Source organism: Sphingomonas sp. PAMC 26605 (assembly GCF_000241485.1).
Lineage (GTDB): Bacteria > Pseudomonadota > Alphaproteobacteria > Sphingomonadales > Sphingomonadaceae > Sphingomonas.
Map to the genome: position 1 here is coordinate 3,090,899 of NZ_JH584241.1, position 21,223 is coordinate 3,112,121.

A 21,223-nucleotide genomic window follows, 5' to 3' on the forward strand; every position below is an offset into this window, starting at 1 on the left:
TCCGGGCGCGTCGTTCAGGGATCGATCCCCAGCAGATCGAGCCGCTTTCGCAGCGTGTTGCGGTTGATCCCGAGCGCCCGCGCCGTGCGCAACTGATTTTGCCCGTGCCGTGCGAGCAGCGCCTCGATCAGCGGGCGTTCGACCTCGGCGATGATCCGGTCGTAGAGCGTCCCGTCGTCGAGCGCCGCCGGCTCCTCGATCGCGAGTCGCTCGATGCGCGCGCGAATCGCGGCGTCGATTCCCGCATCGCCGGGCGTAGCGACCGACGGCATCGCGCTGCCGAGCATTGCGCGGATCTCGCCGGCATCGATCCGCTCGTCGCGCGCGAGCACGGCGATGCGGCGCATCATGTTCTCGAGCTCGCGGACGTTGCCCGGCCAGTCATAGGCTTCGAGCACCGCGATCGCATCCATATCGAGCTGCTTGCGCGGCAGCCCGTCCTCGGCGGCGCGGTCGAGGAAGTGGCGCGCGAGCAGGGCGATGTCCTGCCGTCTGGCGCGCAGCGCCGGGAGCGTCACCGGCACGACGTTGAGGCGGTAGAACAGATCCTCGCGGAACTGCCCCGTCGCGACGAGCTGACCAAGCTCGCGATTGGTCGCCGCGACGATGCGGACGTCGGCGCGAATCGTCCGTGCGCCGCCGACCGTGGTGAACTCGCCCGATTGCAGGACGCGGAGCAGCCGCGTCTGCGCCTCCATCGGCATGTCGCCGATTTCATCGAGGAACAGCGTGCCGCCAGCCGCCTGCTCGAACCGCCCCGCCGATCGCGCCTGCGCGCCGGTGAAGGCGCCGCGTTCATGCCCGAACAGCTCGGCCTCGATCAGTTCGCGCGGGATCGCCGCCATGTTGAGTGCGAGGAAGGGCGAACGGCGGCGCGGCCCGAGATCGTGGATCGCACGCGCGACCAATTCCTTGCCGGTGCCCGATTCGCCCGAGACGAGCACGGTCAAATCGTTCGACACGACGCGCGCGATGATGCGGTAGACGTCCTGCATCGCGGGCGAACGCCCGATCAGCGGCAGCGCGCGATCCTCCGCCTCGATCGGCTCGGCCTCGCCCCCCGAGCCGCGTGCCAGCGCGCTTTGGACGGTGCGCGAGAGCGCATCGAGATCGAACGGCTTGGGCAGATAATCGAATGCACCGACCTCGGTCGAGCGCACCGCCGTCGTCAGCGTGTTCTGCGCCGACAGCACAATGACGGGAAGTCCCGGATGCGCGCGCACGACGCGGTCGACCAGATCAAGCCCGTTGCCGTCGGGCAGCTTGACGTCGCTGATCAGCACGTCGGGCAAAGCCGTGGCGAGCTGCACTTCGGCCTCGGCGATCGTCGCGGCGGTCAGCACGCGGTGCCCGTCGCGCTTGAGCGCCTGGCCGACGACGGTGCGGATCGCTGCGTCGTCGTCGAGCACGAGGATGCGGCCGGTGCGCGTCATGAATCGCCTCGCGGGAGGAGGATGCGAAAGACGGTCATCGGCGGCGCGCCCTCGCGCGCGAACTGTATGATCCCGCCCATGTCGCGCACCAGCTTGTCGACCAAAGCGAGGCCGAGCCCCTGCCCTTCGGGCTTGCCCGAGATGAACGGGTCGAACAGATGCTCGGCTATGTCCGCGGGCGGGCCCGGGCCATTGTCGATCACGCAGATTTCGATCGGCAGCGGGCGGCGCGGTTTGCCCGGCGCGGGCGCGACCGCCATGCCGTGGCGATAGGCGGTGGCGAGCGTGATCCGCGCATCGGCCTGCTCCTGCGTCGCCTCGCTCGCGTTCTTCAGCAGGTTGAGCACGACCTGGAGCGTCGCATCGCGGTCGATCTGGACGCTCGGTAAGGACGGGTCGAAGCGCTCCTCGATCGTCACATGCTGCGCGAAGCCGGCGAGCGCGACGCGACGCGCGTGGCCGAGCAAGGGATAGATGTTCTCGGGCGCGAGCTTGAGCGGCCGGGTGTCGGTAAAGTCCTGCATCCGGTCGATCAGCGCGGCGATGCGATCGACCTCGGTGGTGATCAGCGTGGTGAGTTCTTCGGCGCCCTTCCCCTTCGACAGCAATTGCGCCGCGCCGCGAATCCCCGAGAGCGGGTTCTTGATCTCGTGCGCGAGCATCGCCGCCGCACCGATCGCGGCGCGCGCCGCCGCCGCCCGGTCGGCGCTGTGGCCCATTCTGCGCGACGTGGCGGCATGATGCAGCGTGATCGTGTGCCAGCCGGGGTGATCCGCGACTCGCGTCTCGATATAATCGACGCGGATCTTGCCGCCGCGCTTGAGCGCGATCTCGGTGTCGAACGCGGCGAGCCCGTGATTGTCGCGGGCGTTGGGCTGGCTCGGCGGGGTCATCACCGAGACGAGTGGATGACCGAGCATCGCGCGCTCGGACAGATTGAGCAGCGTTTCGCATTCGGCATTGGCGAAGACGATGCACCCCGCATCATCGACGACGAGCACCGCAACCGGGAGCGCTGCGAACAGCTCGGCGAAATCGGGGCCCCCGATCGCCTTCACGCGGCGGCGCGGCTGCACCAGGGGGCGTAGAACTCGGCGAGCATCGCCTGCACGACCTTGGGATCGGGGATCTGGTTGACCTTGTTGCGGAACTCGGCCGAGCCGTGGAGCCCGCGCGTGTACCAGCCGATATGCTTGCGCGCCATGTTGACGCCGGTTTCGTTGCCGTAATGGCTGAGCATCGCTTCGTAATGTTCGGCGATCACGCCATATTGTTCTTCGATAGAAGGATCGGGCACGCGTCGGCCGGTGGCGAACCATTCCATCACCTGGCCGAGCAACCACGGACGACCATAAGCGCCGCGGCCGATCATGATGCCGTCGGCGCCAGACTGATCGAGCGCCGTCTCGGCGTCCTCGATCGAAGTGATGTCGCCATTGGCGATCACCGGGATGCTGACCGCGTCCTTGACCGAGCGGATGAACGCCCAGTCGGCATTGCCCTTGTACATCTGGTTGCGCGTGCGGCCGTGGACGGTGACGAGCTTGACGCCGAGGTCCTGCGCGATCTGCGCGAGTTGCGGCGCGTTGAGGCACGCATGGTCCCACCCCATCCGCATCTTCAGCGTGACGGGCACGCTGACCGCGTCGACCACGCCCTTGATGATCGCGCCTGCAGTGTCGAGATCGCGCATCAGCGCCGAGCCGGCGTCGCCATTGGTGACCTTGCGCACCGGGCAGCCCATGTTGATGTCAATGATCGCCGCGCCGCGATCCTCGCTGAGCTTGGCCGCCTCGCCCATTTCGTACGGCGTGCAGCCGACGAGCTGCATCGACACAGGATTCTCGATCGGCGCCCAGGCGGCCTTTTGCAGCGACTGGCGCGTTTCGCGGATCGCGGCCTGGCTCGCGACCATCTCGGTGACGTTGAGGCCCGAGCCGTAGCGCCGCACCAGCGTGCGGAACGGCATGTCGGAGACGCCGGTCATCGGCGCGAGGATCACCGGCGAGGCGATCGTCACGGGGCCGATCTGGAGCGGAGCGAGGCGGGAAGTCACGGGGATAGGTCTGCCTGAAAAACGGGCAGCCTATAGGGGAAAGCGGGTGGAGCGGCAAGCATGCGTGGCTGGGCTGGCGGGGCGTGCGCGGTTGGGCTAGGCGCTCATCGCATGAACACCCCTAGCACCGCTGCGTTGATCGTCGCCGCCGGCACTGGCGTCCGCTCGGGCAGCAAGATCCCCAAGCAATATGCGCCGCTCGGCGGCAAGGCCGTGCTGGCCTATTCCTATGCCGCGCTGGCGGCGCATCCGGCGATCGAGCGCGTGATCGTGGTGATTGGGGCGGGGCAGGAAGCAGCGTTGCGCGAGGCGGTGGGTGAGGTCGAGTTTGTGATCGGCGGAGCAAGCCGACGGCTATCGGTGCTGGCTGGGTTGGAGGCGCTTGATCGTCGCCCCGGCGGAGGCCGGAGCCGCCTCGTTCCCGCGGACGACGCGAGCAACGCAGCGGCCCCGGCCTCCGCCGGGGCGACGGGCGAGGTCGAGCGCGTGCTGATCCACGACGCTGCCCGGCCGTTCCTCAGCGCCGCCGTCATCAACCGGCTGCTCGGCGCGCTCGGCGACCATGACGGCGCGGTCCCCGCCCTCCCCGTCGCCGACACGCTCGCCAAGGGTGAAGCCGCGCTGGGCGAAACCGTGCCGCGCGACTCGCTCCACCGCATCCAGACGCCGCAAGCCTTCCTCTTTCCCACCGCCCTCGCCGCGCATCGCGGCTGGCCAGATGACGGATCGGGCGACGAACCGACCGACGACGCGCAGATGGTGCGCGCCGCCGGCGGCAGCGTCGCGCTGGTCGCAGGAGACCCCATGCTCGAGAAAATCACCCACCCCGCAGATTTCGCCGCCGCCGAGGACCGCCTCGCCACGACGCTGCGCACGCGCATGGCGACCGGCTTCGACGTCCACCGGCTCGAAGTCGGCGAGGAACTCTGGCTTGGCGGCGTCAAGATCCCGCACGACAAGGGTCTGTCGGGGCATAGCGACGCCGATGTCGCGCTCCACGCGATCACCGATGCGCTGCTCGGCACGATCGCCGCGGGGGATATCGGTACGCACTTCCCGCCGAGCGACCCGCAATGGCGCGGCGCCGACTCGGCGCAGTTCCTTCAGCACGCCGCCTCGCTGATCACCGATCGCGGCGGGATCATCGATTTCGTCGACCTTACCTTGATGTGCGAGGAGCCTAAGATCGGCCCGCACCGCGCCGCGATGCGCGACCGCATCGCAGAGCTCTTGCAGCTCGACGCGGATCAGGTCAGCATCAAGGCGACGACGACCGAGAAGCTCGGCTTCACCGGGCGCGGCGAAGGCATTGCCGCGCAGGCGGCGGCGACGGTGCGGGTTCCGGGGAGCAAGCGATGAAGCGGCTGACGACACTCGCGGCATTATGGTTCGGGGCGACCGCGACGGTCGCTGCGTCGGCCGCGCCGACCGACCTGCCGTGCCTGACCGAGCAGGAGGGGCAATCGCTCGTGCTCGTCGCATTGCCCGACGTGCTCGACTCGGTCGGGAAGGCCTGCGCTTCGGCACTGCCCCCGACCGCGACGCTTCGCGCCGGTCTGCCGGCACTGGTCGCGCGCTACCGCGTCGATGGCGATGCGGCCTGGACCGCGGCGAAGCCTGCGATCGGCAAGCTGGGAGGTGACCAGTTCCGCGGGATGGACCCCGACGTGATCCGTCCTCTCGTCGGTACTCTGCTCGGGCCGCTTGTGGTCAAGAACCTCAAGCCCGGCGATTGTCCACGGATCGACCGGATCACCGGTTTGCTCGCCCCGCTGCCGGTCGCCAATACCGCGGCGCTCGTGGTGCAGCTGTTCCTGATCGGCAACGAATATTCCAAGACGCGCGCGCCTTTCACGATCTGCTCGACCCATGGATAAGCGCGACACGATCCTCCCGGCCGAACTGGTCGAGGCCGCGCGCAAGGTCGTCGCCGCCAATCTCGCCGCCGGACGTCGTGTGACGCTGGCCGAAAGCTGCACCGGCGGACTCGTCGCGGCGGCGCTGACCGAAATCCCGGGATCGTCCGAAATGTTCGAGTGCGGGTACGTCACCTATTCGAACGACGCCAAGCTCGACATGCTCAACGTCAGCGCCGACGTGCTCGAGACCTTCGGTGCGGTGTCGGTGGCGACCGCGTGGAGCATGGCGCAAGGCGCGCTCGAGGCGAGCGGTGCCGATATCGCGGTCGCCATCACCGGCGTTGCCGGTCCCGGCGGCGGGACCGAGAAGAAACCGGTCGGCACGGTGGTGTTCGCGCGAGCCGAGCGGGGCGCCGATCCGGGGCATGTCGTCGCCGATCGCAAGGATTTCGGCGACCTTGGCCGCGGTGGCGTGCGGCTTCAGGCCGCGTTGTGCGCGCTCGAACTGCTGCTCCCGCCTGACGGCGACGGCGACGCATAGAGCACGGCTGCGCGCTCCTCGAACGCGCCGATCATCTTTCGCAATGCGGCGCCGAACACCTGCCCGGCGAGCATCTCGAACACGCGGTTCTTGAACGCGAAGTCGACCGTGAAATCGACCGCGCAGCCCGTCCCGTCGGGGCGGAACACCCAGTCGTTGCGCAGATATTTGAGCGGCCCGTCGAGATATTCGACATGGATCCGGTTGGGGCGTTCCTTGTCGACCTTTGAGGTGAAGGTCTCGCGCAGCCCCTTGAAGCCGACGATCATGTCGGCGGTGAGTTCGGTCGCGCTGTTCGAGCGGATGCGGATCGCCGAGACCCAGGGCAAGAATTCGGCATAGCGGCCGACATCGGCGACCAGGTCGAACATCTGCTCTGGGGTGTAGGGCAAGCGGCGTGTTTCGGAGTGGCGGGGCATCTACATCCTCCCCGGCACGGGGAGGTGGCGGCCGCAGGCCGACGGAGGGCCTCCGCGAGTGTGACGCTCGTGGCACGCCCCCTCCACCATCCTGCGGATGGTCCCCCTCCCCGTTCCGGGGAGGATCTTCATGCGACCCTCGCCAGCTTCGCCTCGCGCGCTGCCTTCATCTTGGCGAAATCGTCGCCGGCGTGGTAGCTCGACCGCGTCAGCGGCGAGCTCGCAACGAGCAGGAAGCCCTTCGCGCGCGCGATCGCGGCATAGGCGTCGAACATGGCCGGCGTGACGAAGTCGATCACCTTGGCATGGCGCGGGGTCGGCTGGAGATATTGCCCCATCGTTAGGAAGTCGATCTCGGCGCTGCGCATGTCGTCCATCACCTGATGGACCTCGAGCCGCTCCTCGCCGAGCCCGAGCATCACACCCGACTTGGTGAAGATCCGCGGATCGTGCCGCTTGACGCTCTCGAGCAGCCGCAGCGAGGCGTAATAGCGCGCGCCGGGACGGATCGTCGTGTAGAGCCGCGGGACGGTCTCGAGATTGTGATTGTAGACGTCGGGCCCCGCCTCGATGATCGACTCGACCGCGGCCTGCGTCTTGTTGCGGAAATCGGGGGTGAGGATCTCGATCGTCGTGTTCGGCGTAGTGGCGCGGAGCGCCTGGATCACCTTGACGAACTGCGAGGCGCCGCCGTCGGGCAGATCGTCACGATCGACCGAGGTCACGACGATATGCTGCAGCCCCATCTGCGCCGCCGCATCGGCGACGTTCTGCGGCTCGAGCCTGTCGACTGCGCGCGGCATGCCCGTCTTGACGTTGCAGAACGCACAGGCGCGCGTGCAGGTATCGCCGAGGATCATCACCGTCGCGTGTTTCTTGCTCCAGCACTCGCCGATATTGGGGCAGGCCGCTTCCTCGCACACCGTGGTGAGGCTCTTCGAGCGCATCAGTTCGCGCGTCGCGGCGAAACCGGCCGAGGTCGGCGCCTTGACGCGCAGCCAGTCGGGCTTGCGGTCGCGGGGCGGGCGGGCGAGCGGGGACATCTCGTTCATGCTCGTGCAGATAGCGATTGCCGTCGCGGCTTGCCACCCCCTCTTCGCTTCCGGTAAAAGCGCGGCATGACCGATTTCAGCGATCTCGTCGGCGGCTACCACCGCTTCCGTTCCAGCGATTATATCCGTCAGCACGAACGCTGGGCGGAACTCGCCGAGGGGCAGAGCCCCAAGGTGATGGTGATCGCCTGCTCGGACAGCCGAGTCGATCCGGCGCAGGTGTTCGACACATCGCCGGGCGAGATCTTCGTCGTGCGCAACGTCGCCAATCTGGTGCCGCCATTCGAGCTCGACGGATCGCGCCACGGCGTCTCGGCGGCGCTCGAGTTCGCGGTCAACCAGCTCGAAGTCGGCGAGATCGTCGTGATGGGCCACGGATCGTGCGGCGGCGTCAACGCTGCGCTGACGCGCGCGTTCGAGGGCAAGGCGCCGGGCGAAGGCGGCTTCATCGCGCACTGGATCGACATGCTCGATGCGGCGCGCGACCGGATCGTCGCCGAGCACGGCACCGGCCCGCAGGCGATTCGCGAAATGGAACTCGAGACGGTTCGGGTCAGCCTCGCCAATCTGCGCAGCTTCCCCAATATTCATGCGGCCGAGGCGGCGGGGCGGTTGCGGCTGCGCGGCGCCTATTTCGCGATTGCCGATGGCGTGCTGCATGTGATGGACGAGGGCGGGACCTTCGCGCCGGCGTGACGTCCGCGATTGATCGAGTCGTTACGTTCGCGTAGCCCGAGGATCATGAGACCCAACACGCTGCGGACGCTGCGCCGCTATCACCATTATCTCGGCCTGTTCTTCGCGCCGATGATCCTGCTGTTCTCGCTCAGCGGTGCGCTGCAGACCTTCCGGCTGCAGGAGACGCGCGGCTATGGCGAGACGCCGCCGAACTGGATCGTCTGGCTGGCAAGCGTCCACAAGGATCAAGGCCCGCCGCGTCCGCCGCGCCCCGAAAAGCCGAAGCCGGCCGGCGATATGTCGAAGCCCCGGGGTGACGCCGAGCGCGGCGGCACAAAGCGCCCCTCGCCGCTGCCCCTCAAGATCTTCGTCGTTGCGCTGGCGATCGCGCTCGCTTTCTCGACGATCACCGGCGTGGTGATCGCGCTGTCGATCCGCTCAATGCGGCGCGTCTCGATCGCGCTTTTGGTCGCCGGCGCGGTGGTGCCGATCGTCCTGCTCTGGATCTGATCGATGACCGCGGGCGCCGGAGCTAGAGCCCCAGCGCCTTGCGCGCGATCGCCTCGATCTTCGGGTCGAGCTCGGGCGGGGTCATGTCGATATGCGCCTCGAGCTGCTCGGCGATCGCGCTCAGCGCGGCGATGCGTCCGGCTTTCTTGTCGTTGCCGTCGATCACGGTCCACGGCGCCCAGCGCGTGTCGGTGCGCTTGAACATGTCGTGCATCGCGTCGAGATAGGCGGCGCGCTTCTCGCGGTTGCGGTAATCCTCGACGCCGGTTTTCCAGCGCTTCCACGGACGATCGAGCCGGTCCTCGAGGCGTTTGTCCTGCTGCTTTTGCGAGACATGGACGAACAGCTTGACGATCGTCGTTCCCGAATCGGCCTGTTGCGCCTCGAATTCGTTGATCTCGTCAAAGCCGCGCTTCCACTCGGCTTCCTTCGCATAGCCCTCGACGCGTTCGACCAGCACGCGGCCGTACCAGCTGCGATCGAACACGCCGATATCGCCGCATGCGGGGAGCTTCTGCCAGAATCGCCACAGGAAATGATGGTCGAGCTCGTCCTGCGTCGGCGCCTTGATCGGCCAGACCTCGAAATTGCGCGGGTCCCATTCGGCGCAGAGCCGCTGGATGATGCCGCCCTTGCCCGCCGCGTCCCAGCCTTCGAACAGCACGATCGCGCGCTTGCGGTGGACGATATGCGCGACCTGGATATGTGCGAGGCGTTTCTGCAGCTTCGCGAGATCGGCGGCGTAGTCGCCGTCGTAGGATTTGCCCGATTCGTAGTCGGAAAGGTCGATCGTCATATCCCCCTCCCGCTTGCGGGAGGGGTTAGGGGAGGGAATGGGCAGAGCGTTGTCATGGGGAGACACTGCCCTCCCCCAGCCCCTCCCGCAAGCGGGAGGGGAGTTTGGGCAAGCGCTTCCCGTAGCCGGGTGGGTTTTATTGCGGCCGCACCGCTTCGTCGGCCGGCTTGGCGGTGGCGACGCCGGCGGTCGAGCGCAGGTTGAGTTCCTTGAGCTGCTTGGGCGTCGCGAAGTTGGGCGCGCCCATCATCAGATCCTCGGCCTTCTGCGTCATCGGGAAGGTGATGACCTCGCGGATGTTGGGCTCGTCGGCGAGCAGCATGACGATGCGGTCGACCCCCGGCGCCGATCCGCCGTGCGGCGGCGCGCCGAACTTGAAGGCGTTGATCATCCCCGCGAAGTTCGTATCGACATCGGCCTGGGTGTAGCCGGCGATTTCGAACGCCTTGTACATGATCTCGGGACGATGGTTCCGGATCGCGCCCGACGACAGCTCGATGCCGTTGCAGACGATGTCGTACTGGTAGGCGAGGATGTCGAGTGGGTCCATCGTCTCGAGCGCTTCCATCTCGCCCTGCGGCATCGAGAAGGGGTTGTGGCTGAAGTCGACCTTCTTGGCATCCTCGTCATATTCGAACATCGGGAAATCGACGATCCAGCAGAATTCGAAGCGCTTGTCGTCGATCAGGCCGAGCTGATCGGCGACGCGCGTCCGGGCCAGGCCGGCGAGCTTGGCCGCCTGCGCCGCCTTGCCGGCCGCGAAGAAGATGCCGTCGTTCGGGCCGAGGCCGAGCGCTTCGGCGATCGCCTTCATGCCGTCCTGGCCGTGATTGTTGGCGATCGGGCCGCCGAACACGCCGTCCTTCTGCGTCGCATAGCCGAGGCCGGGGAAGCCTTCGCTCTGCGCCCAGCTGTTCATCTCGTCGAAGAACTTGCGGCTCTTCTCATGCGTGTTGGGTGCCGCGATCGCACGGACGACGTCGCCGCCCTCGACCATCGACGCGAAACGACCGAAGCCCGAACCCTTGAAGTGCTCGGACACGTCGGTGATGATCAGCGGGTTGCGCAGGTCGGGCTTGTCGTTGCCGTACTTGAGCATCGATTCGCGGTACGGGATGCGCTTGAACGGCAGCGCCGAGACGGTGCGGCCCTTGCCCTGCCAGTTGGCGAATTCCTCGAACACGCCGTGGAGCACGGGCTCGATCGCCGCGAACACGTCGTCCTGCGTGACGTAGCTCATCTCGAAATCGAGCTGGTAGAATTCGCCCGGCGAACGGTCGGCGCGCGCGTCCTCGTCGCGGAAGCATGGCGCGATCTGGAAATAGCGGTCGAAGCCCGCAACCATCAGCAGCTGCTTGAACATCTGCGGCGCCTGCGGGAGCGCGTAGAACTTGCCGGGATGGACGCGGCTCGGGACAAGATAATCGCGCGCGCCTTCGGGGCTCGACGCAGTGAGGATCGGCGTCTGGAATTCGGTGAACCCCTGCCCGATCATCCGCTGGCGCAGCGACGAAATGACGTTCGAGCGCAGCAGCACGTTGGCGTGGAGCCGCTCCCGCCGCAGATCGAGATAGCGATACTTGAGGCGGATTTCCTCGGGATATTCGGCCTCGCCGAACACCGGCATCGGCAGCTCGTGCGCGACCGACTGGACGACGACGTCGCGCGCGCGGATCTCGATCTCGCCCGACGGAAGGTTGGCGTTCACCGTCTCGGATGACCGGGCGACGACCTCGCCGGTGATCGTCACGACCGACTCGGGGCGCAGCTTGTCGAGCACGGCGTGCGCCGGGCTGTCGCTGTCGGTGACGATCTGGGTGATGCCGTAATGGTCGCGCAGATCGACGAACAGCAGATTGCCGTGATCGCGCTTGCGATGGACCCAGCCCGACAGCTTGACCGTGGTGCCGACGTCCGCGGCGCGGAGCTGGGCGCAAGTATGGGTGCGATAGGCGTGCATGGATCTCATCTCACTCTTTCCGTCGTCCCCGCGAACGCGGGGATCCCGCTTCCCTTCGCGCAGCATTCGGCGCGGCGCGGGCGGCAGAAGCGGGATCCCCGCTTACGCGGGGATGACGGTTGAAAATATGGTCCCGCGCTTTCCCGTCACACAGCGCTTTGTCAAGGCGCGCGACCCTCGCTATGGGGTGGAGATGCATATCCATCCCCTGATCACCGACAGCGCCACCCTCGCCAATCTCTGCGCCCGAATGTCGCAAGCCGATTTCGTCTGCATCGACACCGAGTTCATGCGCGAGAACACCTTCTGGCCGGAACTCTGCCTGATCCAGATCGCCGACGTGAACGAAGCGGCGGCGATCGACCCGCTCGCGCCGGGGCTCGACATGAGCCCGCTGCTCCAGCTGATGGTCAATAACGAGGACGTGCTCAAGGTCTTCCATGCCGGCGGGCAGGATCTCGAAATCGTCTACAACCTCACCGGCACGACGCCGCATCCGCTGTTCGACACGCAGGTCGCGGCGATGGCGTTGGGGCAAGGCGAGCAGGTCGGTTACTCGAACCTGGTCGATGCGTGGCTCGGGATCACGGTCGACAAGGGCGCGCGCTTTACCGACTGGAGCCGCCGTCCGCTCGACGCGCGGCAGATCGAATATGCGATCGGCGACGTGACGCATCTCGCCAGGATCTTCCCGAAGATGCTCGAGCGCTTGCGCCGCACGGGCCGCGGTGCGTGGCTCGACCAGGAGATGGAGCGTCTCGGCGACCCCAAGAATTACGCCAACGATCCCGAGGAAGCCTGGCGCCGGATCAAGGTGCCGAGCCGCAAGCCCGACGTGCTCGGTCGGTTGAAGGCGCTCGCGCGCTGGCGCGAGATCGAGGCGCGCGGCAAGGACCTACCGCGCGGGCGGATCGTCAAGGACGAGACGATCGCCGATCTGGCGGGGCACGCGCCCAAGCGGCAAGCCGATCTCGCCAAGGTGCGCGGGCTTTCCGCGACGTGGGCGCAGAACGATATCGGCGCGCGGCTGATGGCGGCGCTCGAGCATGCCGAGCCGATGTCGGCTGACGAATTGCCCTCGCGCGATGACCGCAAGCCGGGGATGGGCAAGGACGGCGCTTTGGTCGCCGATCTGCTCAAGCTGCTCCTGAAAATCCGTTCGAAGGAAATCGACGTCGCGGCGCGGTTGCTCGCGCGGACCGACGATCTCGACGCGCTCGCCGCCGGGCAGCGCGAAGGGCTGTCGATCCTCGAGGGATGGCGCTTCGATCAATTCGGGCGCGACGCGCTCGATCTGGTCGAGGGGCGGCTGGCGTTTGCGGTGGTGAACGGCAAGCTCAAGATGACGCGGACCGAGGATATCGCGGTCTAGCCCCTCTTCGTCACCCCGGCCTTGTGCCGGGGCCCACCGGGATGCCCGAACTGCGGCCACAGAGTGCGTGGCACGGTGGACCCCGGCACAAGGCCGGGGTGACGGGAGGGCCTATTCGACGATCACCGCCTTGCGTCCCAGCGCCGCCGCCAGCGACGCGTGCCGCCGCTCGACCGTCTCGCTGTACAGCGCGATGTCGCTGTCCTTCACGCGCAGCGTCACCGTCTCACCATCGTCGGCGAGCGACGAGCGTTGCAGCGGGCCGGCAAGCCCGCCGCTCATCCGCTGCCCGAGCCGCATCGCCAACCCCCAAAGCACCGCGCGTTTCAAGTCGAGCGGATCGGCGAGTACCGCGAGCGGCGCCGGCGTATTGACCCCGCCGCCCAGACTCGTGTGGAGCGCCTGTGCGATCAGAGCACGGCCGCGCGCGTCGACCGCGACCCAATTGCCGTGGAGCGCCACTTCGACGCCGCGTTCGGCGCGGAATTCGGGATTGGCGCGCCAGCCGACATCGGCGAGCAGGCACGCCGCGAGCCGCAACCGCGCCATTTCGGGCTGGTCTCGGGTAAACAACGGCGCGATCCAGCCGTCGAGCAGGTCGCCATGCTCGGCGAAACGGCCATGCCGCCGGCCCTCGTCGCGCGTCGCGACGATCAGCGGGTCCTGCGCCTGCACCTGCGGGTCGAGCGCGCCGTAGAGCAACCCCTCGCGCAGGCCGAAGGCCGAAACGATCGTGGTCTCGCTGCCGATATGCTTGAGGAGCGCGACGAGCAGCGCCGTGGCGTCCCCCAGCGTCGCGGCGCGCGCGGCGGACAGGCCGGGGATCGCGCGCAGCCAGCTCTTGTTGACGTGGCTGATCGTCCGCCCCATCCGCGCGATCGCCTCGGCCGACATCGCATATTCGTGGATCACCGGGAGCGGATAGCTCGCGAGATGCATGTCGAGCCGCGCCAACGCACGCCATGATCCGCCGACGAGATAGAGCGGGAGCCCCGCCCCCTTCCCCGTCCAGCCCGACCGATCGAGCGCGCGCGCGACCTCGCGTTGCAGAACGCCAGGCCCCTTGTCGCGGATCGCGCCGATGCGCAGTACGCCGAGCGGGAAGGACACGCGCTCGCCGACCTTGCCGTCGCGAATGCGGATCAGTTCAAGGCTGCCGCCGCCGAGGTCCCCCACGATACCGTCGGCCTGCGGGATTGCGGACATCACGCCGTAGCCGGCGCCCGTCGCCTCCTGCTCGCCGCTAAGCAATTCGACCTCGAGCCCGAGATCGTGCGCTGCATCGAGCAGAACCTTGCCGTTGGAGGCATCGCGCACCGCGGCGGTCGCGACGGTACGGAGCTGCGTGACCTCCATCTCGCGCGCGACGGCGGCGAAGCGCGCCAACGCGTCCTTGGCGACCGCGATTCCCGATTCGGCGATCGCGCCGGTCTCGGCCATGCCGCGGCCCAGCCCAGCCATGACCTTCTCGTTGAACAACGTCGCGGGCAGCCGCTCGGGGCCTTGATAGACCACCAGGCGGATCGAATTGGACCCGATGTCGATGATCGCAGTGCGGGGTTCGGCTGGATCCTGCTCGCGGGTCACGACGGTTTTGCCTGAGACAGCGCTGTCACGATTGGCGGGCGACAAGGGGAAGCGGAACGGCGTGTTCATCAGTTCAGCGCCGGTTTCTGAGCGACAGCTTGGGCACCGAACCGCTCGCGGCGAGCGAGGCGCCGCGCCCCGACAGCGAGGGGTTGGTCATGAAATAGCGATGCAGGTTGAACGGCCGGTCGCCCGGCTGCGTGCGGACATACGATCCGTCGCCCTGCAGCTCCCAGCTCTGCTCGTTGTCGATCAGATTGGCGACCATCACCTGATCGAGGATCTGCTGGTGGACGGTCTTGTTCTCGATCGGCAGCATATATTCGATGCGGCGATCGAAATTGCGCTGCATCCAGTCGGCCGACGAGATGAACACCTGCGCGCCGTCATTGGGCAGCATCCCGCCATTGCCGAAGCACCAGATCCGGCTGTGTTCGAGGAAGCGGCCGATCACCGATTTCACGCGGATGTTCTCGGACAGGCCGGGCACGCCGGGCTTGAGGCAGCAGATGCCGCGGATGATGAGGTCGATCTGCACTCCGGCGTCGCTGGCTTCGTAGAGCTTGTCGATCACCGCCGGGTCAACCACCGAGTTCATCTTCGCCCAGATCGCGGCGGGGCGGCCCGCCTTGGCATTGTCGATCTCGGTATCGATCAGCCGCATCAGACGTGGACGCAAGTCGCGCGGCGACAGGCTGATCAGCGCCATGTTCTCGGGTTCGACGTACCCGGTGATGTAGTTGAACATCTGTGCCGCATCGAGCCCGAGCCGCGGGTCGGCGGTGAAGAAGCTGAGGTCGGTATACACTTTGGCGGTGATCGGGTGATAATTGCCCGTGCCGAAATGGCAGTAGGTCCGGTATTGCCCGCTCTCGCGGCGCACCACCATCGAGACCTTGGCGTGCGTCTTCCAGTCGATGAAGCCATAGACGACCTGGACGCCCGCGCGTTCGAGCGCGGAGGCCCAGAGCAGGTTCTGTTCCTCGTCGAAGCGTGCCTTCAACTCGACCACCGCGGTGACCGACTTGCCCGCCTCGGCGGCGGCGATCAGCGCGTTGATGACCGCGGGCTGCTTGCCCGCGCGGTACAGCGTCTGCTTGATCGCGACGACATCGGGGTCTGCCGCTGCCTGCTTGAGGAAAGCGAGCACGACGTCGAAGGTCTCGTACGGGTGGTGGACGACGATGTCCTTCGCCTTGATCGCGGCGAAGCAGTCGCCGCCATATTCGCGGATCCGCTCGGGGAAGCGCGGCGAGAAGGGCGGGAATTTGAGATCGGGGCGATCCTCGTCGACGATCGCCTCGAGGTCGCCGACGCCGAGAAACGCGCCGCTCTCGGTGACGAAGCAGTCCGCGCCGCCGAGCTCGTCGCGCAACACCGAGCCGAGCCGCTTCGGCATCCCGCTTTCGAGCTCGAGCCGGATGACGCGGCCACGCCGGCGACGCTTGATCGCGTTCGCAAAGTAGCGGACGAGATCCTCGGCCTCTTCCTCGATCTCGAGATCGCTGTCGCGCAGCACGCGGAACTCAGCGCCGCCGATCACGCGGTAGCCCGGGAAGACGAGCGGAGCGAAGCGCTTCACCAGCGATTCGACCGCGATGTAGCGCGCCTTTTCGCCCGGCAAGCGGAGGAAGCGCGGCATCGGCGCGGGGATCATGACGAGCTCGCGGATCGGCTGGTCGTCCGAGATGCGGACCAGGTCGAACATCACCGCCAGCCCCTTGTTGGGGATGAACGGGAAGGGATGCGCCGGGTCGAGTGCCTGCGGCGTCAGGATCGGGAAGAGCTGCTCGCGGAACTGCGTCTCGAGCCAGGCGAGGTCCTCGCCCGACAGCGCCTCGTCGATCGTCCGCGAGCTGAGCACCGCGATCCCGGTTTCGGCGAGCTGGCGGCGCAGGTCGCGCCAGACGTCGCGCTGGCTGGTCACCAGCGCGTCGGCCTCGGCGACGATCGCAGCGAGCTGCTGGCCCGAGGTCAGCCCGTCGTTCGACAGCCGCGCGACGTCCTGCAGCTGCTGACCCTTCAGTCCGGCCACGCGGACCATGAAGAATTCGTCGAGGTTCGACCCCGAGATCGACAGGAACCGCACGCGCTCGAGCAGCGGATGCGCGGTGTTGCACGCTTCTTCCAGAACGCGCCGGTTGAACGCGAGCCAGGACAGCTCGCGGTTGAAATAGCGGTCGCTCCCCTCGCTTCCGGCAAACGGGTCGTCGTCGTGGTCCAGGCTCGCGAGGTGGGCGGGTCGGGTCATGGGGTTTCCGTCGGTTCGGGGAACAGGTCGGGCACCGCGCCCGGGATCAGTCCGGCTTCGATCAACGTGGCCCGCGCGAGCGGGATCGACAGGCGCTTGTGGCGCGCCAGCAGTGCCTGATCGAGCAGATCGACCGTGCGCAGCAAGGTTATGTGGGTGCGTTCCACCCGCAGGACGAGCCATTGAATCACCTCCGGCCGGGCATCGATACCACGCCGGAGGAACTGACGCTCGAAGATTGCGCGCATCAGCTCCTCGTCGGGGTCGCCGATCCGCACCGTCGGGCTCGCGGCGAGGCGCGAGCGAAGGTCGGGCAGCTTGATCGACCATTCGGGCGGCGGCGCGTCCGCCACGATCACCACCGGGCGGCGATCCTCCTGCGCGCGATTCCAGGCGTGGAAGATGCTCGTCTCGTTCTGGCGCTCGGCATCGTCGATAAGGCCGCCGCCGGTCTTGGCGGCGAAGATCCGCGCGAGCAGGCTGCGGCCCGATTTGCGCGGACCGGTGACGACGACCGCCATGACGGGCCAGGTGCTCCAATGCTCGAGCTGCTGCACCGCCCGTGCGTTCGAATTCCCGATCAGGAATTCGTCGTCACGCGGGTCGGCTGGCCAATCGAGCGGAAGTGCCATTTGTGCCGGGAGCATTAGATCACCCCGTCGGCGAATCGGTGGGTGCGGGTTGGCCGGACGGGCCCGAGCGCCGGATGCGGAAGGTCGTGCCGCTCGCGCTCACGCTCCAGCCGCGCGACTCGAGCGCGGCGCGCAGGACGGCGGGGTCGGCGTCGTAGGTGACGCGCAGCACTGAAACGCCGCCGATCGCGAGGCTGGTGGTGATCGCCGAGCGCACGCCCGGGATCGCCTGAAGCGCGCTTTCGGTCGCGGCGACCGAGCCGGCACTCGGCGTGTCGGCCTGAATCGTAATCGGTGCGCTCGTTCTGGCGGCCGAGGGACCGGGCAGGCCATCGATCCCGAGATCGATCGGTACGACGTCGGTCGGCGTTGCGCTCGGCGTCGGTGTGGCGACTGGCGCGACATAGGCGAGCCCCGAATCGCCGTTCAGCCCGCCGCCACGGAGTGCTGCCTGATAGGCGTCGTCGATCCGCTTGACGCCGGCATCGAGCAGCACCGGCAGCGCGTCGGCGCGATCGACGCGCAGCGTGAATTGCGCGATCACGTTATTGTCGGGGCCATGCCGGGCCTCGAATACGCCAATGATCGGCCCGCCGGGCCATTCGCGGCGGAGCGTGACCTTGGGGACGAGCACGTCGGTCGCGCCATATTGGTCGAGCACGACGCGCCACCAGCCGCGGCCGGGCCGCTCGGTCTGGCCGAGCGTGAGCAACAGCGCGTCGGCGCCGGTGCCGGTCGGGCGGACGTAATCGACCAGACTGCTGCCGGTGCGATAGCGGCTCCAGGCGTCCTGCCACGCGGTCTTCTGTTCGAGCCCGGTCGCGACCCCGCCGCTCACCTCGATCGGAATCGTCAACATCGGCGCCGAGCGCGCCGCCGCCGCGGAAACGCCGAGGATCGATCCGGCACGCGCACGGCTGAACAGCACGCCGAGTTTGGCGACGTAGCGATTGGGGCCGATCTGCTCGTTCTCGACGACGATCCCCGAGACCATCGCGTCGAGCGTCCCGTCGGACAGCGTGGCGCCGCCCTTTCCCATCCGACGCGAGAGCATGTCCCAGCCCTTGCGCTGCGCGATCCGCCAGCCGGCATAGCGCGCCGCCTCGGCGCTCTTGGCGGTAACATCGACCGAGATACCGCTGACCTCATAGCTGCCCGAGCTGTCGGCGGGTGCGACGCCCTGGTCGGGATCGTCGACCTGCGCGAACACCAGCCCGCCCGTCGCGGTGAGAGCGAGCGCCGCGGCGAACTTTATGGGCGTGGAAAGGCGGCGGATCGTCATGTCGGCGCCCTTTTGGCGAAGGAGGCGTGGAAATCCAAGCAGGATATGGCTAGGCGGACACGATGAGCGAAACGAACCCGGACACCGAGTCCTACACTTATGCCCAGGCGGGCGTCTCGATTGCCGCCGGCAATGCGCTGGTGCGCGCGATCGCACCGCTCGCCAAGGCGACGCGCCGGCCGGGCGCCGATGCCGAGCTTGGCGGGTTTGGCGGGCTGTTCGATCTAAAGGCGGCGGGGTTCGTCGATCCCCTGCTCGTCGCGGCGAATGACGGGGTCGGGACCAAGCTCAAGCTCGCGATCGAGCACAATGCGCATGACGGGGTCGGGATCGATCTCGTCGCGATGTGTGCCAACGATCTGATCGTGCAAGGCGCAGAGCCGCTGTTCTTCCTCGATTATTATGCGACCGCGAAGATCGACCCTGCGGTTGCCGAGCGTGTGATCGCCTCCATCGCTGAGGGCTGCCGGCAGGCGGGCTGTGCGCTGATTGGTGGCGAGACCGCGGAGATGCCGGGGATGTATGCCGCCGACGATTATGATCTGGCGGGCTTCTGCGTCGGGGCGGTCGAGCGCGACCGGGTGCTGACCGGGGCGGCGATCGCGCCGGGCGATGTCGTGCTCGGGCTTGCCTCGGCGGGGGTGCATTCGAACGGGTTTTCACTGGTGCGGCGGCTTGCCGCCGACAAGGGCTGGAAGCTCGACCGCCCGGCGCTGTTCGATGCCGACGTGCTGCTGATCGACGCGCTGATGGCGCCGACGCGGATCTATGTGAAGGCGTTGCTGCCGCTGCTGGCGGAAAAGCGGATCAAGGGGCTGGCGCACATTACGGGCGGCGGTTTGCTCGACAATATCCCGCGTGTGCTGCCCGACGGGACGCATGCGCGGATCGACGCCGATGCGTGGGCGCAGCCGCGGCTGATGGCGTTCCTTCAGGCGCAGGGCAATATCGAGCCCGAGGAAATGGCACGGACCTTCAATTGCGGGATCGGGATGGTCGCGGTCGTGGCGGCGGATCAGGTCGCGGCGGTGACCGCCGGGCTCGAGGCGGCGGGCGAGACGGTGTTCGCGATCGGGACGATCGAGGCTGGTGCGCGCGGGTGCACCGTGTCGGGCTCGGTCGAGACCTGGGGCGGCCGTGCCGATTGGACCGCGACGCATAACCATGGGTGACCGCCGTCTTCCCCCCTCCCGCTTGCGGGAGGGGAGTCTTGAGCCGCAAGGTCGGCATTCTGCTTTCTGGCCGGGGCTCCAATATGATGGCGTTGGTCGAGGCGGCGCACAATTATGACGTCGTGCTCGTCGCGTCGGACAAGCCCGATGCCGCCGGCATCGCCTGGGCGCATGACCGTGGCCTCGCCACCTTCACCCAATCGCCCAAGGGCATCGCCAAGGCCGACTATGAAGCCGCGATCGACGCGGCGCTCGTTGCAGCTGGCGTCGAGGTGATCGCCCTCGCCGGCTACATGCGCCTCCTCTCCGACGCATTCGTCGCGCGCTGGGCGGGGCGGATCATCAACATCCATCCCTCGCTGCTGCCCAAGTACAAGGGCCTCGACACCCACGCCCGCGCGATCGCAGCGGGTGACACGGTCGCCGGCTGCTCGGTCCATATCGTCACCGAGGAACTCGACGGCGGCGCCGTGCTCGGTCAGGCCGAAGTCGCGATCAGGCCCGGCGACACGCCCGACAGCCTTGCGGCGCGCGTGCTTGAGGCCGAGCATCGCCTCTACCCACAGATTTTGGCGGAGTTTGTAAGACGATGAGCCCCGATCCCGCAGCCATCCTTGCCAAGGTGCGTGAACTCGCCCTGGCATTGCCAGAAACGACCGAGCGCGAATCGCATGGCGCGCCCGGCTTTCTGATCGAAGACGGCAAGTTCTTCGCCTATTTCTGGCACGATCATCATGGCGACGGCGAGACCGTCGTGATCGTCAAGACCACCGGCAGCGACGAGCAGGCGATGCTGATCGAAGCCGATCCCGAGACCTATTTCAGCCCGGCCTATCTCGGCGCCTCGGGCTGGGTCGCGCTCCGGCTCGACCGCGAAGTCGACTGGGACCGTGTCGGCGACCGGATCGCGATCAGCTGGGAACTCGCCGCGCCGCGCCGCCTGCTCGAGGCGGGCGGACGATGAGCGAGCAACCGCGCGATCCGGAACTGCAGGTCGCCGCGACCGAAGCGGTCGCCAAGGCCGAAGCCGCGGCGACGCGGCGGCGCTGGATCAACCTCGGCGAATTCATCGCGGTCGCCGGGCTGCTCATCGCGGGTGGCAGCCTGTATCTCAACTGGGCCGACCACCGCGCCGACGAAGCCGACAAGCAGGTCGCCTCGGTCAAGGCGGCGCGCGAGCAATCGCGCTTCGACATCCGCGCGTCACCGGCGTCGAACGGCAGCGCGCTGCTTCTGGCGCACGACGAGCGCCATGCGATCCGCGACGCGACCGTCACCTTCCCGACCGCGCTTGGCGTCGGCACCAAGGACACCGTCGCCGACACGATCGATCGCGGCTGGTTCGACCATGCCCTGCTCAAGACGACCGATGGCGGGCCCGACAAGAAGGCCGGGCGGCTGCCGGTGCTGATCGCGCTGACCTATTGGGACGGTGAAACGCCGCGCACGACGCGCGGGATCTACGATATCGGGTGGAAGACCGAGGGCGGGTTTCCGTTCGGGCGCTCGGTCAAGCTCGAGAGCCTGCGGCTCCACGAACTCGGCGGGACGCAGAAGCGGCTCGATGCGATCTGGGCGGGGCAGCAGCCGAAGGCGAAGGACTGACGGCGTTACAGCCGGGGG

Annotated in this window: 21 protein-coding genes; 10 read left to right on the forward strand and 11 right to left on the reverse strand. The window is 67.6% G+C overall.

Going from position 1 to position 21,223, the window contains the following annotated elements:
* Positions 1 to 14: 14 nt before the first annotated feature.
* Genes ntrC through dusB form a run of 3 tightly spaced genes read right to left on the reverse strand, consistent with a single transcriptional unit; the run spans position 15 to position 3,489 of the window.
* The gene (ntrC, locus tag RH90_RS14370) at positions 15 to 1,433 is read right to left on the reverse strand and encodes a nitrogen regulation protein NR(I) (RefSeq protein WP_010186447.1); all 1,419 of its coding nucleotides are present in this window, start codon (positions 1,431 to 1,433) and stop codon (positions 15 to 17) included.
* Positions 1,430 to 2,512: a two-component system sensor histidine kinase NtrB gene (locus tag RH90_RS14375; protein WP_037493474.1), complete on the reverse strand. Its 1,083-nt coding sequence runs from the start codon at positions 2,510 to 2,512 to the stop codon at positions 1,430 to 1,432. The genes ntrC and RH90_RS14375 overlap by 4 nt, the downstream gene beginning before the upstream one ends.
* The gene (dusB, locus tag RH90_RS14380; protein WP_010186449.1) at positions 2,488 to 3,489 is read right to left on the reverse strand and encodes a tRNA dihydrouridine synthase DusB; all 1,002 of its coding nucleotides are present in this window, start codon (positions 3,487 to 3,489) and stop codon (positions 2,488 to 2,490) included. The genes RH90_RS14375 and dusB overlap by 25 nt, the downstream gene beginning before the upstream one ends.
* Before the next feature lie 111 nt (positions 3,490 to 3,600).
* Here dusB and ispF point away from each other — a divergent pair, with 111 nt between their 5' ends.
* The 3 genes from ispF to RH90_RS14395 are packed head-to-tail and all read left to right on the forward strand — an operon-like array spanning position 3,601 to position 5,889.
* Positions 3,601 to 4,848 (forward strand): 2-C-methyl-D-erythritol 2,4-cyclodiphosphate synthase, encoded by a 1,248-nt coding sequence (ispF, locus tag RH90_RS14385; protein ID WP_010186450.1) that lies wholly within the window; start codon positions 3,601 to 3,603, stop codon positions 4,846 to 4,848.
* Entirely contained in the window at positions 4,845 to 5,366 is a 522-nt protein-coding gene (locus tag RH90_RS14390; RefSeq protein WP_010186451.1) for a hypothetical protein, read from the forward strand. Before ispF ends, RH90_RS14390 begins: the two co-directional genes overlap by 4 nt.
* Positions 5,359 to 5,889 carry a CinA family protein gene (locus RH90_RS14395; RefSeq protein WP_010186452.1) on the forward strand — a complete coding sequence of 177 codons (531 nt, stop codon included), beginning with the start codon at positions 5,359 to 5,361 and terminating at the stop codon, positions 5,887 to 5,889. The genes RH90_RS14390 and RH90_RS14395 overlap by 8 nt, the downstream gene beginning before the upstream one ends.
* On the opposite strand, the gene RH90_RS14400 is transcribed toward RH90_RS14395, so the two are convergent.
* Complete coding sequence (locus tag RH90_RS14400; RefSeq protein WP_029625334.1) at positions 5,829 to 6,308, reverse strand: type II toxin-antitoxin system RatA family toxin; 480 nt, start codon at positions 6,306 to 6,308, stop codon at positions 5,829 to 5,831. The two genes, RH90_RS14395 and RH90_RS14400, sit on opposite strands and share 61 nt — an antisense overlap.
* 128 nt (positions 6,309 to 6,436) lie before the next feature.
* Positions 6,437 to 7,360 carry a lipoyl synthase gene (lipA, locus tag RH90_RS14405; protein ID WP_010186454.1) on the reverse strand — a complete coding sequence of 308 codons (924 nt, stop codon included), beginning with the start codon at positions 7,358 to 7,360 and terminating at the stop codon, positions 6,437 to 6,439.
* A gap of 66 nt (positions 7,361 to 7,426) precedes the next feature.
* Here lipA and RH90_RS14410 point away from each other — a divergent pair, with 66 nt between their 5' ends.
* Positions 7,427 to 8,056: a carbonic anhydrase gene (locus RH90_RS14410; RefSeq protein WP_010186455.1), complete on the forward strand. Its 630-nt coding sequence runs from the start codon at positions 7,427 to 7,429 to the stop codon at positions 8,054 to 8,056.
* A gap of 45 nt (positions 8,057 to 8,101) precedes the next feature.
* Complete coding sequence (locus tag RH90_RS14415; protein WP_010186456.1) at positions 8,102 to 8,548, forward strand: hypothetical protein; 447 nt, start codon at positions 8,102 to 8,104, stop codon at positions 8,546 to 8,548.
* A 22-nt stretch (positions 8,549 to 8,570) separates the two neighbouring features.
* Here the strand turns inward: RH90_RS14415 and RH90_RS14420 are convergent, their stop codons facing one another.
* Together RH90_RS14420 and aspS are read right to left on the reverse strand one after the other, a co-directional pair.
* Positions 8,571 to 9,344, reverse strand: a complete 774-nt coding sequence (locus RH90_RS14420; protein ID WP_010186457.1) for a polyphosphate kinase 2 family protein — start codon at positions 9,342 to 9,344, stop codon at positions 8,571 to 8,573.
* 136 nt (positions 9,345 to 9,480) lie between these two features.
* A complete protein-coding gene (gene aspS, locus RH90_RS14425) occupies positions 9,481 to 11,304 on the reverse strand; it encodes an aspartate--tRNA ligase (protein ID WP_010186458.1) in 1,824 nt (607 codons plus the stop codon).
* 193 nt (positions 11,305 to 11,497) lie between these two features.
* Between aspS and rnd the strand changes: the two genes are divergently transcribed.
* Positions 11,498 to 12,676: a ribonuclease D gene (gene rnd, locus RH90_RS14430; protein ID WP_010186459.1), complete on the forward strand. Its 1,179-nt coding sequence runs from the start codon at positions 11,498 to 11,500 to the stop codon at positions 12,674 to 12,676.
* 111 nt (positions 12,677 to 12,787) lie between these two features.
* On the opposite strand, the gene RH90_RS14435 is transcribed toward rnd, so the two are convergent.
* The 4 genes from RH90_RS14435 to RH90_RS14450 are packed head-to-tail and all read right to left on the reverse strand — an operon-like array spanning position 12,788 to position 18,428.
* Positions 12,788 to 14,332 carry a Ppx/GppA family phosphatase gene (locus RH90_RS14435; protein WP_010186461.1) on the reverse strand — a complete coding sequence of 515 codons (1,545 nt, stop codon included), beginning with the start codon at positions 14,330 to 14,332 and terminating at the stop codon, positions 12,788 to 12,790.
* A gap of 4 nt (positions 14,333 to 14,336) precedes the next feature.
* A complete protein-coding gene (locus tag RH90_RS14440; RefSeq protein WP_010186462.1) occupies positions 14,337 to 16,514 on the reverse strand; it encodes an RNA degradosome polyphosphate kinase in 2,178 nt (725 codons plus the stop codon).
* Positions 16,511 to 17,146 carry an HdaA/DnaA family protein gene (locus RH90_RS14445; RefSeq protein ID WP_010186463.1) on the reverse strand — a complete coding sequence of 212 codons (636 nt, stop codon included), beginning with the start codon at positions 17,144 to 17,146 and terminating at the stop codon, positions 16,511 to 16,513. The genes RH90_RS14440 and RH90_RS14445 overlap by 4 nt, the downstream gene beginning before the upstream one ends.
* Before the next feature lie 19 nt (positions 17,147 to 17,165).
* Positions 17,166 to 18,428 (reverse strand): hypothetical protein, encoded by a 1,263-nt coding sequence (locus RH90_RS14450; protein WP_010186464.1) that lies wholly within the window; start codon positions 18,426 to 18,428, stop codon positions 17,166 to 17,168.
* 62 nt (positions 18,429 to 18,490) lie between these two features.
* Here RH90_RS14450 and purM point away from each other — a divergent pair, with 62 nt between their 5' ends.
* The 4 genes from purM to RH90_RS14470 all read left to right on the forward strand — a co-directional run bounded on the left by purM (position 18,491) and on the right by RH90_RS14470 (position 21,205).
* Complete coding sequence (gene purM, locus RH90_RS14455; RefSeq protein WP_010186465.1) at positions 18,491 to 19,600, forward strand: phosphoribosylformylglycinamidine cyclo-ligase; 1,110 nt, start codon at positions 18,491 to 18,493, stop codon at positions 19,598 to 19,600.
* A gap of 83 nt (positions 19,601 to 19,683) precedes the next feature.
* The gene (purN, locus tag RH90_RS14460) at positions 19,684 to 20,193 is read left to right on the forward strand and encodes a phosphoribosylglycinamide formyltransferase (protein WP_051124680.1); all 510 of its coding nucleotides are present in this window, start codon (positions 19,684 to 19,686) and stop codon (positions 20,191 to 20,193) included.
* The gene (locus RH90_RS14465) at positions 20,190 to 20,564 is read left to right on the forward strand and encodes an MmcQ/YjbR family DNA-binding protein (protein WP_010186468.1); all 375 of its coding nucleotides are present in this window, start codon (positions 20,190 to 20,192) and stop codon (positions 20,562 to 20,564) included. Before purN ends, RH90_RS14465 begins: the two co-directional genes overlap by 4 nt.
* A complete protein-coding gene (locus tag RH90_RS14470) occupies positions 20,561 to 21,205 on the forward strand; it encodes a hypothetical protein (protein ID WP_010186469.1) in 645 nt (214 codons plus the stop codon). The genes RH90_RS14465 and RH90_RS14470 overlap by 4 nt, the downstream gene beginning before the upstream one ends.
* Positions 21,206 to 21,223: the final 18 nt, after the last annotated feature.